Annotated in this window: 7 protein-coding genes; 3 read left to right on the top strand and 4 right to left on the bottom strand. The window is 71.4% G+C overall.

Translation table 11 applies throughout. From position 1 onward, the window contains the following. Positions 1–271: 271 nt before the first annotated feature. From H4687_RS19695 to H4687_RS19685, 3 genes are all read right to left on the bottom strand, one after another. Positions 272–1,930: a sodium/solute symporter gene (locus H4687_RS19695; RefSeq protein ID WP_046914315.1), complete on the bottom strand. Its 1,659-nt coding sequence runs from the start codon at positions 1,928–1,930 to the stop codon at positions 272–274. Beyond that, entirely contained in the window at positions 1,927–2,397 is a 471-nt protein-coding gene (locus tag H4687_RS19690) for a DUF485 domain-containing protein (protein WP_046914316.1), read from the bottom strand. Before H4687_RS19690 ends, H4687_RS19695 begins: the two co-directional genes overlap by 4 nt. Before the next feature lie 170 nt (positions 2,398–2,567). Further along, positions 2,568–4,349 carry an MFS transporter gene (locus H4687_RS19685; protein WP_404819313.1) on the bottom strand — a complete coding sequence of 594 codons (1,782 nt, stop codon included), beginning with the start codon at positions 4,347–4,349 and terminating at the stop codon, positions 2,568–2,570. 547 nt (positions 4,350–4,896) lie between these two features. On the opposite strand from H4687_RS19685, the gene H4687_RS19680 reads away from it, so the two are divergent. After that, complete coding sequence (locus tag H4687_RS19680; RefSeq protein ID WP_028797030.1) at positions 4,897–5,685, top strand: ABC transporter ATP-binding protein; 789 nt, start codon at positions 4,897–4,899, stop codon at positions 5,683–5,685. Then, complete coding sequence (locus H4687_RS19675) at positions 5,682–8,261, top strand: ABC transporter permease (RefSeq protein ID WP_046914318.1); 2,580 nt, start codon at positions 5,682–5,684, stop codon at positions 8,259–8,261. The genes H4687_RS19680 and H4687_RS19675 overlap by 4 nt, the downstream gene beginning before the upstream one ends. Positions 8,262–8,367: 106 nt before the next feature. On the opposite strand, the gene H4687_RS19670 is transcribed toward H4687_RS19675, so the two are convergent. Further along, complete coding sequence (locus tag H4687_RS19670; RefSeq protein ID WP_046914319.1) at positions 8,368–9,828, bottom strand: DUF2079 domain-containing protein; 1,461 nt, start codon at positions 9,826–9,828, stop codon at positions 8,368–8,370. Between the two features lie 197 nt (positions 9,829–10,025). Here H4687_RS19670 and mfd point away from each other — a divergent pair, with 197 nt between their 5' ends. Further along, a complete protein-coding gene (mfd, locus tag H4687_RS19665; protein ID WP_050398360.1) occupies positions 10,026–13,559 on the top strand; it encodes a transcription-repair coupling factor in 3,534 nt (1,177 codons plus the stop codon). The last annotated feature ends 34 nt before the right edge of the window (positions 13,560–13,593 follow it).

Below are 13,593 nucleotides of genomic sequence, written 5' to 3'. Positions count from 1 at the left end.
AGGTGTGCGTGGCGCGTCCGTGGCGCGTCCGTGGCGCGATCTCGGGTGGGCTTTTCGTGTGAGGGTGAGTGGGGGCTGGTCGCGCGGTTCCCCGCGCCCCTGAGCAGCCGGGGCCGCGCCCCGGGCTTTTCGCCCCCGCCGCCTGCCAGGCCCGCAGAGCCTGGTCTTTCAGGGCGCGGGGAACCGCGCGAGAAGCCCCACCGGACCCGCACCCGCCACCAGCCCGCACCCGCCACCCGCCCCGTACCCCCGAGTCACTGGGCGCCTTCCCTCACCCCTGGTCCGCCCCCCTCGTCGCGCCCGCCAGGATCCGGCCCTCCACCGCCTCGTACTGCCGACGCTGCTCCGCGGCCCGGGTCCGGCCGGAGGCGAGTGTGCCCAGCCAGCCCGCCAGGAAGCCCAGGGGGATGGAGACGAGGCCGGTGGTGGTGAAGGGGAACCAGTTGAAGTCCGCGCGGGGGAAGGCGGCGTAGGGGGAGCCGGAGACGAGGTTGGTGCCGGTCATGAGGATCAGGACGGAGAGGCTGCCGCCGACGAGGGTGCACATCAGGCCCGTACGGGTGTAGCGGCGCCAGAAGAGGCCGTAGACGAGGGCGGGGGCGATGGCGGAGGCGCCCAGGCAGAAGGAGAGGGTGACCAGGGGCTGGAGGTTGCGGTGCTGGACCATCGTGGCCAGGACGATCGCGGCGGTGCCGACCGCACAGGCCGAGAGCCGGGCGACGGTCATCTCGCGGCGCTGGCTGAGGGGCCCGGCGGCGCGGGCCGCGAAGACGTCGTGGGCGAGGGAGTTGGCGCAGGCGAGGATCATGCCGGCCACGGAGGCGAGGAGGGTCAGGAAGACCGCCGTGGTGACCGTGGTGAAGAGCAGGGTCTCCGCCGTGGACACCTCGGTGCCGAAGGCCGCCATCGAGCCCAGCAGGTAGGCCGTGTTGCCCTGCGGGTCGGCCGCCGCGATCACCTCGCGGCCGATCAGGGCCGTCGCGCCGAAGCCGATCACCGAGATGATCAGGACGAAGAGGGCGACGGAGGGGACCGCCCAGGACAGCGAGCGGCGGACCTGACGGGCGCTGTTCGCCGTGTACATGCGCATGGTGACGTGGGGGAGGCAGGCGCCGCCGAGGACGACCGTCAACTGGGCGCTGATCATGTCGAGTTCGGGGTGCGGGCCGCTCGAGAACTGCAGTCCCGAGTGGAGGTAGCCGGTGCCGATGCCGCTGCGTTCGGCCGCCGTGCCGAGCAGCAGGCCGGGGTCCCAGTCGAACTTGTTCAGGATCAGTACGGCGACCAGCGCGCCGGAGCCGAGCAGCATCACGATCTTGATGATCTGGATGAGGGCGGTGCCCTTCATGCCGCCGATCGCCGCGTAGCCGATCATCAGCGCGCCGACGATCACCACGACGCCGGTCTTGAGGCTCTCGCTGGAGAAGCCGAGGACGAAGGCCAGCAGGTCGCCGGTGCCGGCCAGCTGGACCAGCATCATCGGCATCAGCGCGGCGATGGTGACGACACAGGCGACGATGCGTACGGACCGGCCGGGCATCCGCCGGGCCAGCGCGTCGCCCATGGTGAACCGGCCCGCGTTGCGCAGGGGTTCGGCCAGCAGGAACATCAGCAGCATCAGGGACAGGGCCGTGCTGAGGGCGAGGACGACGCCGTCGTAGCCGAACAGGGCGATGACTCCGCCGGTGCCCAGCACCGTCGCCGCCGAGATGTAGTCGCCCGCGATGGCGAGGCCGTTGCGCATGGGGGAGAGGGCGCTGTAGCCGGTGTAGAACTCGTCGAGGTCGTCCCGGTCCGGGCCCGTCATCACGCACAGCAGCAGGGTGATCGTGGCGACCGCCGTGAATCCGACGAGCGACATCGCCCGGGCCGACCCGCTGAACTCGGCGAGGCCGCCCGCGGCGGTGGTCAGGGGGGTGGGGGAGGTCATCGGGTGGCCCCCCGCCGCGCGTCCACGGCCGCCAGGTCGCGGATGCGGTCGGCCAGCGGATCGACCCGGTGGCGCGCGGTGTGCTCGTACAGCCAGATGGCCAGGCAGGTCACCGGGACCTGGAGCAGGCCGAGCAGCAGGCCCGTGGACAGTCCGCCGCTGACCTCGCTGGTCATGAACGACGGGGCGAACGCCGACAGGACGAGGAACAGCACGAAGTACCCCAGCGCGGCCAGCGTCGCCACCCGCCGCTGCCAGCGGTACGCGCTGCGCAGCACCCGCAGGTCGCTGTGGTGACCGAGGGAGGAGGGCGTGCGGGCGGACCGGGGGGCCGGGACCGTGACCGGTTCCTGGGGGACCCAGGGATAGGTCTGGTAGGAGGGGGACGAGGTGTGCTGCGGGTACGGCGGTCGGTGAGGCGGTCGGTGCGGGGGCTGGTGCGGGGGTGACGAGAAAGCGTCGGTCATCCCTTTGTCTCCTTGCGCGGCTCGGGTCCGGTGCGGACCGCAGGGAGCGGGGGGCGGGCGTGAACGCTACTCGTGGGTGCGGCGGTGTGCGAGCTTTTCGACAAACTGATCGGTCGGTATGCGCTTACTTGACGTATCTCACGCTGACCTGGGGTGTTACCCGGATTAACTCAGATTTTTGAACGAGGGTCAGGAGTGCTGGGGGCGAGTACCGGGAACCTGCGCGGTGCCACGACCAGCAGCACCAGGAACGCCACCGTCGCCGCGCACGCCGCGCCGAGGTAGACGGCGTGGACCGCGTCCGCGACCGCGCGGCGGACCGGCTCCGCGGCCGTGCCGGCGTCGAGGGACCGGGTGACGCTGTCGAGGTCTCCCGCGCCGCCGAGCCGGGAGGCCAGCACCCCGTTCGCCACCGCGCCGAAGGCCGCCGCGCCCAGGGTCTGGCCGGTCTGGCGGCAGAAGAGGATCGACGCGGTGGCCGTGCCGCGCTCCTCCCAGGCCACCGTCGACTGGACGCCGATGATCAGGGGGAGCTGGAAGAGGCCCAGCGCGGCGCCCAGGAGCAGCATCAGCAGCATCGGCTGCCAGGCCTCGCCCGGGTAGGGGAGGAAGGGGAAGGCGAAGAGGAGGGCCGCGGCCGCGGCGATACCGAGCATCGCGGTGTTCCGGAAGCCGATCCGGCGGTAGACGTGCTGGCTGAGGGCCGCGGACACGGGCCAGCTCAGCGTCCAGACGGAGACCACGAACCCGGCGGCCACCGGTGCCAGGCCCAGCACCGACTGCGCGTAGGTCGCGAGGAACACGGTCGGCGCGACCATCAGCAGACCGAGCGCGCCCAGGGCCAGGTTCACCGCCGCGATCGTGCGGCGGCGCCACACCCAGCCGGGGATGATCGGTTCGGCCGCCCGGCGCTCGATCAGCACCAGCAGGGCGATCAGGGCGACTCCCGTGCCCAGCAGGGTGACCGAGGGCGGCGAGAGCCAGTCCCAGGCCACCCCGCCCTGCACCAGGGCCAGCAGCAGGGCCCCGCCGCCCGCGAAGACGGTCAGGGCGCCCGCCCAGTCCACCCGGGGCCGGCCCGTCGACTCCCGCCGGGGCTCGTGCAGATGACGGACGAGCAGCCACAACGCCACCGCGCCGAGCGGGAGGTTGATGAGGAAGATCCAGCGCCAGTCCGCGTACGCGGCCAGGACACCGCCCACTCCGGGGCCCGCGACCGCCGACACCGCCCACACCGTGGACAGCTTGGCCTGGATCTTGGGTCGCTCCTCCAGGGGGTACAGGTCGGCCGCCAGCGTCTGGACCGTGCCCTGAAGGGCCCCACCGCCCAGGCCCTGGACGATACGGAAGGCGATCAGGGAGCCCATGTTCCAGGCCAGCGCGCAGAGCAGGGAGCCCAGCAGGAACAAGGCCGCGCCCACGACGAGCACCGGTTTGCGGCCGAAGGTGTCGGAGAGCTTGCCGTAGACGGGAAGGGTGACGGTGACGGCGAGCAGATAGCCGGAGAACAGCCAGGAGAAGACGGAGAAGCCGCCGAGGTCGGCGACGATCTGCGGGACGGCGGTCGAGACGATCGTGGAGTCCAGCGCCGCCAGACCCATGGCCAGCATCAGGGCGGCGGTCACGGCTCTTCGTCTGCCGGATCCGGTGTGCCTCCCGGACGAATCGTGCCGCCCGGACGGGTCGGGTATCGCGGGTCGGGCGGCGTCGAGTTCCGCGGCGTCCGGTCGAAGGGCGTCGAGTCGTACGGCGTCCGGTCGTACGGCGTCTGCTTGTACGGCGTCTGTCTTGACGGCGTCCGGTTGTACGGCGTTCAAGGGGGTGCCGCCCAAGGGATGGCCGCCCAAAGGGTTGCCGCCCAAGGGGGCGCCGCCAGGGGGAACGTCGTCCGTCGGGTGGTCTCCCGCCGGATCGCCGTCCGTCGGGTGGTCTCCCGCCGGGCCGTCGTCCATCCGGTCGCCGCCCGAAGGCTTCCTGCCCACCCCATCGCCGCCAGGAGAGTCGCCGCCCGCCGGATTCCCGCCCACCGGATTCCCGCCCACCGGATTCTCGTCCACCAAATGCCTTCCCCTTGCACCTATCTGCCGCCGACCACCATGCCATTGACCCTCACGCCACGGCAGGGTGCAGCCTGGTCGCACCCCGGGGCGGAGGCCGACCCCGAGGCCGTCTCCTCCCGGGGGGCGACATCCCTTAGGGGTATCTCCGCACTACGGCCGGGGGCGGGGTCGTACCGACGGAGGACGAGACGGGGGGCCTGCCGTATTTAACCTGGCTTTACGCCGCTGGGGGGCGGTGTACCGGACCGGCGGGGGTGGGGTTTTCCCCAGCAGAAGACTGCGCTGGGCACCAGCGCGCCGGGCCCCCTCCGGGGACCAGACTCAGCAGCACAGCGCCACAGCACAGCAGCACCGCACCGCGTACGGCTGGGCACCTCGCTTCGTACGGCTCGTCCACTGAGCAACGGAACCATCCGCTGCCCGACTTAGGAGACATACCGTGACATCGGCTGTGACCATCACCAGGCACGGGGGTACTGGAGGGACTACGGCCGTTGCCGCGCGGGCGCGGCAGGTCGTGAAGGCGTACGGGTCCGGTGAGACCCGTGTCGTCGCCCTCGACCATGTGGACGTGGACATCGCGCGGGGACAGTACACCGCGATCATGGGCCCCTCGGGGTCCGGCAAGTCCACCCTCATGCACTGCCTCGCCGGACTCGACACCGTGACGTCGGGTCAGATCTACCTCGACGACACCGAGATCACCGGCCTCAAGGACAAGAAGCTCACGCAGCTGCGCCGGGACCGCATCGGATTCATCTTCCAGGCGTTCAACCTGCTGCCCACGCTGAACGCGATAGAGAACATCACGCTCCCGATGGACATCGCGGGGCGCAAGCCGAACAAGGAGTGGCTGGCGCGGGTCGTCGACACCGTCGGCCTGGGCGACCGGCTCAAGCACCGGCCCAGCCAGCTCTCGGGCGGACAGCAGCAGCGCGTCGCCGTGGCCCGGGCGCTGGCCGCCCGGCCGGAGATCATCTTCGGTGACGAGCCGACCGGCAACCTGGACTCGCGGGCCGGCGCCGAGGTCCTCAGCTTCCTGCGCACGTCGGTCGACGAGCTGGGCCAGACCATCGTCATGGTCACGCACGACCCGGTGGCCGCCTCCTACGCGGACCGGGTGCTGTACCTGGCGGACGGCCGCATCGTCGACGAGATGTTCAAGCCGACCGCCGACACCGTGCTGGACCGCATGAAGGACTTCGACGCCCGGGGGCGTACGTCATGACCGTCATGAAGACCTCGATGCGCAACTTCTTCGCGCACAAGGGGCGGATGGCGCTCTCCGCCATCGCGGTCATGCTGTCGGTGGCGTTCGTGACGGGGACCCTGGTCTTCACCGACACGATGGGCACCACGTTCGACAAGCTGTTCGCGGCCACCTCCTCCGACGTCACGGTCAGCGCCAAGGGCGCCTCGGACAGCGGTGAGACACAGTCCGACACCGGCAAGCCGCCGGTCATGCCCGCCTCCGTCGTCGACAAGGTGGGTGGCGCGGACGGCGTGAAGTCGGCCGAGGGGACGGTCTTCTCGACCTCGGTGACGGTCGTCGACGCCGACAAGGACAGCCTCTCGCCCACCAGCGGCGCCCCGACCATCGTCGGCAACTGGAACGCCAACGACGCCCGCACGATGAAGATCTCCTCCGGCAGCGCGCCGCGCGGCCCCGACCAGATCATGGTCGACGCGGACACCGCCGACAAGCACGGCCTGAAGCTCGGCGACGAGATCGGCGTGATCAGCGCCGTCGGCACGCACGAGGCGAAGGTCTCCGGCATCGCCGACTTCCAGGTCACCAACCCGGGCGCCGCGATCTTCTACCTCGACACCGCCACCGCCCAGAAGACCCTCGTCGGCGAGACGGGCGTGTACACCAACGTCAACGTCACCGCCGCCGGCGGCTTCACGGACGCCCAGGTGAAGAAGAACGTCTCCGCCGAACTGGGCGGCGCCTACAAGGTGCAGACCGCCAAGGAGGTCGCGGACGCCAACGCCAAGGACGTCGGCGAGTTCATGGGCGTCATGAAGTACGCGATGCTCGGCTTCGCCGGGATCGCCTTCCTCGTCGGCATCTTCCTGATCATCAACACCTTCTCGATGCTGGTCGCCCAGCGGACCCGCGAGATCGGCCTGATGCGGGCCATCGGCTCCAGCCGCGGCCAGGTCAACCGGTCGGTCCTCGTCGAGGCGCTGCTCCTCGGCGTCTTCGGCTCGATCCTCGGTGTCGCCGGCGGAGTCGGCCTCGCCATCGGTCTGATGAAGCTGATGAGCGCCACCGGGATGAACCTGTCCACCGACGACCTCACCATCGCCTGGACGACCCCGGCGGTCGGTCTGCTCCTGGGCATCGTCGTCACCGTCCTCGCCGCCTACGTGCCCGCCCGGCGCGCCGGCAAGGTCTCCCCGATGGCCGCCCTGCGCGACGCCGGCGCCCCGCTGGACGCCAAGGCCGGCATCGTCCGGGCCGTGATCGGCCTCCTGCTGACCGGCGCCGGCGGGTACTGCCTGTACCTGGCGTCCACCGCCGCCAAGGCGAGCGAGGGGTCCATGTGGCTGGGCGGCGGGGTCGTCCTGTCCCTCGTCGGCTTCGTGGTCATCGGCCCGCTGCTCGCCGGCGCCGTGGTGCGGGTGCTGGGCGCGGTCGTCCTGCGGGCCTTCGGCCCGGTCGGCCGGATGGCCGAGCGCAACGCACTGCGCAACCCCCGCCGTACGGGGGCCACCGGCGCCGCCCTGATGATCGGGCTCGCGCTGGTCGCCTGCCTGTCGGTCGTCGGCTCCTCCATGGTCGCCTCGGCCACGGAACAGCTCGACAAGACCGTCGGCACCGACTTCATCATCCAGTCCGACACCGGCCAGCTGATCACCCCGCAGGCCGTCGAGGCGGCGCGCTCCGCGAAGGGCATCGAGAGCCTCACCGAGTACAAGTGGACCCAGGCCGACTTCACCACCCCCGACGGCAAGACGCTCAAGGACACGGCGATCACCGCCGCCGACCCGAGCTACGCCACCGACCTCGCCACCGAGGTCGTCGCGGGCAAGCTGCCGGACGCCTACAAGCCCGACTCGATGTCCGTGCACGAGAAGTTCGCCGAGGACCACGGCATCCGGCTCGGCTCGAAGATCGCCGTCGCCTTCGAGGACGGCCGCACGGCCGACCTGACCGTCCGCGCGATCACCAGCAGCGACGTCGTCATCGACGCCGGGGCCATGTACACCTCCATCGACACGATGGCGAAGTACGTCCCGGCCGACAGGATGCCCCTCGACCAGCTGCTCTTCGCCTCGGCGAAGGAGGGCCAGGACGCGGCCGCGTACACGTCCCTCAAGGCCGCGCTGCACGACTACCCGCAGTACGAGGTCCGCGACCAGACCGACTACAAGGAGGCCCTGAAGGGCCAGATCGACCAGCTCCTGAACATGATCTACGGCCTGCTCGCCCTGGCGATCATCGTCGCGATCCTGGGAGTCGTGAACACGCTGGCCCTGTCGGTGGTCGAGCGGACCCGTGAGATCGGCCTGATGCGCGCCATCGGCCTCTCCCGCCGCCAGCTGCGGCGCATGATCCGCCTGGAGTCGGTCGTCATCGCCCTCTTCGGCGCGCTCCTCGGCCTGGGGCTGGGCATGGGCTGGGGCGCCACCGCCCAGCAGCTCCTCGCCCTGGAGGGCCTGAAGGTCCTCGACATCCCGTGGCCGACGATCATCGGGGTCTTCATCGGCTCGGCCTTCGTGGGCCTGTTCGCCGCGCTGGTGCCGGCGTTCCGGGCAGGCCGCATGAACGTCCTGAACGCGATCGCCACCGAGTAGCCACCCGCCACGGGGGAGCGGGGACACGGGGGTAGCCGGGGGAGAGCCCGGCGCCCGGAGGCGGAGGCTTCCGGGCGCCGGGCTCCACGCGTTGCCGGGGGCGCCGTCAGGAGGACGCCCGCTCGGGGGACGTGCGTTTCAGCAGGACGTACCCCTGGATGACGCCCCGCAGCGCATACGTGTCGCGCGGATGGAGCTGACGGGCGTACGCGGGGACGTCCCTCACCCAGTGCGAGTTGTTGTTGAAGGCGATGTAGTCGGGCGCGAGGCCCCCGGTCCGGCCGATCCAGAAGACGCGACAGCGGGAGGTCAGCCGGCTGATGGGACCGATGTTGGACTCGACGGTGGATCCGTCCGGGATGCTGCCCAGCAGCTTCTCCACGGCCCTGACCTCGGGCGGGACCCGATAGGCGGAGGCCTCGGTCAGGGTGCCCACGGGCAGTGAGGTCGTCAGCGCGACGGAGGCCGCGAGGACGGCGGCGGGCAGATGGAGCGTGTACGAGCGCAGCCACGGGCGCGGGCTCTGGCGGGCGCCGGGGATCGCGTCGACGAGCGCGAGGAAGACCATCGGCATCAGGACGGCGCTGTAGTGCCAGGCCGTCCCCCAGTAGTTGTGGTCGGAGGAGACGAACCGCCAGCCGAGGGTGGGGAGGGCGGCGAGGACGACCGGGGAGCGCAGGGCGAGCAGTCCGCTGGTCGGGATCACCAGCCACAGGACGGTACGGATCTTGACGTCCAGGCCGTCGAGGGGGCCGTCGCCGCCGACCTTGGCGAGGTAGTCGGAGGCTCCGGCGGTGTTGAAGGCCGGGATGAGCACGGTGAAGGCGAGCAGTGTGGCGAGCGCGCCGAACGCCGAGACCGCGAGGGCGTAGGCCACCACGCGGGACGCGCCGTGCCGCCGGGCCCGCAGCGCGACGACGGCCGCGAGCACCGCCAGGGTCAGCCCCTGGTCCTCCTTGACCAGGACCAGCGGGAGTCCCCAGAGCAGCGCGGCACGCCATCGCCGCGCGAGCAGCGCCTCCAGGGAGAACGCGATCAGCGGAACCGCGAAACAGATCTCGTGGAAGTCGAAGTCCACGGCGTTCTGCAGCCCCCACGACAGCCCGTAGGCCACCCCCAGGGCGAGCCCCCGCGCCCGCCCCAGCATCCGCGTGGCCGCGCGCGTCACCGGCACCGCCGACAGCGCGAACAGCGCCGCCTGCACCACCAGCAGCGTCATGGACGAGGGGAACGCCCGGTAGAACGGCGCGAGCAGCATCGTGACCGGGCTGAAGTGATCCCCGAGGACGTTGTACCCCGGCCCCTTCAGCTCGACGATCGGCGCCTGGAGGTGCGCGTAGGCCCGCACGGTCTGTTCGTAGATGCCCAGGTCGTACGACCGGGTCCCCAGCCGCCGGTACCGCCCCACCGACACCGCCGCGTACGCCACGAACAACACGCCCGCGAGCACGTACGGCTCCCGGCCCCGGAGGGTGAGACGCCGGTCCCGCGGCGAGGGCGAAGCCGCGACCGGCCCCGGTATGAGCGACGGCGCCGACGGTGCCGTGGACGGGGCGCTCGATGCCATGGGGGCTCACGTTCGACCGGGGACAGGGGTCTACAGAGACTAGGCGAGGGACGCTTGGGGCGGCGGGGGCGGGGAAAGCCGTCGCCGGCCCCCACGTCGTACCCTGGACACCCCCGGCCCGTCACACGAGTCCGGGCGTTCGTGTTGCCCCACCCCCGACTCCACCCCCTTGCCCACCCGGACGGGAAACACCCCGAATGAGCCTCCACGGCCTGCTAGACGCCGTAGTCAAGGACGCCCCTCTCGCGGAAGCGATCAGGGCGGCATCAGACGGCCACCGCACCCACATCGACCTGGTGGGCCCCCCGGCGGCCCGCCCCTTCGCCGTGGCCGCCCTCGCCCGGGACGCCGGCCGCCCCGTACTCGCCGTGACGGCGACGGGCCGCGAGGCCGAGGACCTGGCGGCGGCTCTGCGCTCCCTGCTCCCCCCGGACGGCGTCGTGGAGTACCCGGCCTGGGAGACATTGCCGCACGAGCGCCTCAGCCCGCGCAGCGACACCGTCGGTCGCCGCCTCGCCGTGCTGCGCCGCCTGACGCATCCGCGCCCCGACGACCCGGAGACAGGCCCGGTCTCGGTCGTCGTCGCGCCCGTCCGCTCGGTCCTCCAGCCGCAGGTCAAGGGCCTGGGCGACCTGGAGCCGGTCGCCCTGCGCTCGGGCGGGGCGGCCGACCTGAACCGTACGGTCGAGGCGCTCGCGGCAGCCGCGTACTCCCGCGTGGAGCTGGTCGAGAAGCGCGGCGAGTTCGCCGTACGCGGCGGCATCCTGGACGTCTTCCCGCCGACCGAGGAGCACCCCCTGCGGGTGGAGTTCTGGGGCGACGACGTCGAGGAGATCCGGTACTTCAAGGTCGCCGACCAGCGCTCCCTGGAGGTCGCCGAGCACGGTCTGTGGGCGCCGCCGTGCCGTGAGCTGCTGCTGACGGACGAGGTCCGGGAGCGGGCGCGGGTGCTGGCCGAGCGCCACCCGGAGCTGGGCGAACTCCTCGACAAGATCGCCGAGGGCATCGCCGTCGAGGGCATGGAATCCCTCGCTCCGGTCCTCGTCGACGACATGGAACTGCTGATCGACGTCCTGCCGAAGGGCGCCATGACGATCGTCTGCGACCCGGAGCGGGTGCGGACGCGGGCGGCCGACCTGGTGGCCACCTCGCAGGAGTTCCTCCAGGCGTCCTGGGCGGCGACCGCCGGTGGCGGCGAGGCGCCGATCGACGTCGGCGCGGCCTCCCTGCGGTCCATCGCGGACGTCCGCGACCGGGCCCGTGAGCTGGACATGATGTGGTGGTCGGTGTCGCCGTTCGCGGCCGACGAGGAGCTGGACGCGGACACCCTCAAGCTCGGCATGCACGCCCCCGAGACCTACCGCGGCGACACCGCCAAGGCGCTCGCGGACACCAAGGGCTGGCTCGCCGACGGCTGGCGCACGGTGTTCGTGACCGAGGCCCACGGCCCGGCCGCCCGCACGGTCGAGGTGCTCGGCGGTGAGGGCATCCCGGCCCGGCTGGAGGCCGAGCTGGGGGAGATCGCCCCGTCCGTCGTGCATGTGGCCTGCGGCTCGATCGACTACGGCTTCGTCGACCCCGCCCTGAAGCTCGCGGTCCTCACCGAGACCGACCTGTCCGGCCAGAAGGCGGCCGGCAAGGACGGCGCCCGGATGCCCGCCCGCCGCCGCAAGACCATCGACCCGCTCACCCTGGAGGCGGGCGACTACATCGTCCACGAGCAGCACGGCGTCGGCCGCTACATCGAGATGGTCCAGCGGACCGTGCAGGGCGCGACCCGCGAGTACCTGGTCGTCGAGTACGCCCCCGCCAAGCGCGGCCAGCCCGGCGACCGCCTCTACATCCCCACCGACCAGCTCGAACAGATCACCAAGTACGTCGGTGGCGAGGCCCCGACCCTGCACCGCCTCGGCGGCGCCGACTGGACGAAGACGAAGGCGCGGGCGAAGAAGGCGGTCAAGGAGATCGCCGCCGACCTCATCAAGCTCTACAGCGCCCGGATGGCGGCGCCCGGCCACGCGTTCGGCGCGGACACCCCGTGGCAGCGTGAGCTGGAGGACGCCTTCCCGTACGCGGAGACGCCCGACCAGCTGACGACGATCGCCGAGGTCAAGGAGGACATGGAGAAGACGGTCCCCATGGACCGCCTGATCTGCGGCGACGTCGGTTACGGCAAGACGGAGATCGCGGTCCGGGCCGCCTTCAAGGCGGTCCAGGACGGCAAGCAGGTCGCCGTGCTCGTGCCCACGACCCTCCTGGTGCAGCAGCACTTCGGCACGTTCAGCGAGCGGTACTCGCAGTTCCCGGTCAACGTGCGGGCCCTGTCCCGCTTCCAGACGGACACCGAGGCCAAGGGCACCCTGGAGGGGCTGCGCGAGGGCGCGGTCGACATCGTCATCGGCACCCACCGCCTGTTCTCCTCCGAGACCAAGTTCAAGGATCTCGGTCTGGTCATCGTCGACGAGGAGCAGCGGTTCGGCGTCGAGCACAAGGAGCAGCTGAAGAAGCTGCGCGCGAACGTGGACGTGCTGACGATGTCGGCGACCCCGATCCCGCGCACCCTGGAGATGGCGGTCACCGGCATCCGCGAGATGTCGACGATCACCACACCGCCGGAGGAGCGCCACCCGGTGCTGACCTTCGTCGGCCCGTACGAGGAGAAGCAGATCGGTGCGGCGATCCGCCGTGAACTCCTGCGCGAGGGCCAGGTCTTCTACATCCACAACCGGGTGGAGTCCATCGACCGCGCGGCCTCCCGGCTGCGCGAGATCGTCCCCGAGGCGCGGATCGCGACGGCCCACGGACAGATGTCGGAACAGGCCCTGGAGCAGGTCGTCGTCGACTTCTGGGAGAAGAAGTTCGACGTCCTCGTCTCCACGACGATCGTGGAGTCGGGCATCGACATCTCCAACGCGAACACCCTGATCGTGGAGCGGGGGGACACCTTCGGACTGTCGCAGCTGCACCAGCTCAGGGGCCGGGTCGGCCGAGGCCGGGAACGCGGCTACGCGTACTTCCTGTACCCGCCCGAGAAGCCGCTGACGGAGACCGCCCACGAGCGCCTCGCCACCATCGCCCAGCACACGGAGATGGGCGCGGGCATGTACGTGGCGATGAAGGACCTGGAGATCCGGGGCGCGGGCAACCTGCTGGGCGGCGAACAGTCCGGCCACATCGCGGGCGTCGGCTTCGACCTGTACGTGCGGATGGTCGGCGAGGCCGTCGCGGACTACCGGCGCCAGCTGGAGAGCGGCGGGATCGAGGAGGAGCCGCCGCTGGAGGTGAAGGTCGAGCTGCCGGTCGACGCGCACGTCCCGCACGACTACGCGCCGGGCGAGCGGCTGCGCCTGCAGGCGTACCGGGCGATCGCCTCGGTCAACACCGAGGCCGACATCGCGGCCGTGCGCGAGGAACTCGTCGACCGCTACGGCAAGTTGCCGGAGCCGGTGGAGAACCTGCTGCTCGTCGCCGGGCTGCGCATGCTCGCCCGGGCCTGCGGGGTGGGCGAGATCGTGCTGCAGGGCACCAACATCCGCTTCGCGCCGGTGGAACTGCGGGAGTCCCAGGAGCTCCGCCTCAAGCGTCTGTACCCGGGCACGGTCATCAAGCCGGCCGCCCACCAGGTGCTGGTGCCTCGCCCGAAGACGGCGAAGGTGGGCGGGAAGCCGTTGGTCGGGCGGGATCTGCTGGGGTGGACCGGGGAGTTCCTGGCTTCGATCCTCGGGTCGTAGTGGCGTAGTGGCGCACCGACGACAGCGGCCCGGC

This window comes from Streptomyces stelliscabiei (assembly GCF_014873495.1).
GTDB lineage: Bacteria > Actinomycetota > Actinomycetes > Streptomycetales > Streptomycetaceae > Streptomyces > Streptomyces bottropensis.
The sequence above is the reverse complement of the archived record's forward strand: the minus strand, read 5'-3'. Positions and strand labels throughout refer to the sequence as shown.

Excerpts from the sequence above, each read along its gene's own strand:
- H4687_RS19695 (WP_046914315.1), bottom strand. The coding sequence starts at position 1,930 with ATGACCTCCCCCACCCCCCTGACCACCGCCGCGGGCGGCCTCGCCGAG.
- H4687_RS19690 (WP_046914316.1), bottom strand. The coding sequence starts at position 2,397 with ATGACCGACGCTTTCTCGTCACCCCCGCACCAGCCCCCGCACCGACCG.
- H4687_RS19685 (WP_404819313.1), bottom strand. The coding sequence starts at position 4,349 with ATGGACGACGGCCCGGCGGGAGACCACCCGACGGACGGCGATCCGGCG.
- H4687_RS19675 (WP_046914318.1), top strand. The coding sequence starts at position 5,682 with ATGACCGTCATGAAGACCTCGATGCGCAACTTCTTCGCGCACAAGGGG.
- H4687_RS19670 (WP_046914319.1), bottom strand. The coding sequence starts at position 9,828 with ATGGCATCGAGCGCCCCGTCCACGGCACCGTCGGCGCCGTCGCTCATA.
- mfd (WP_050398360.1), top strand. The coding sequence starts at position 10,026 with ATGAGCCTCCACGGCCTGCTAGACGCCGTAGTCAAGGACGCCCCTCTC.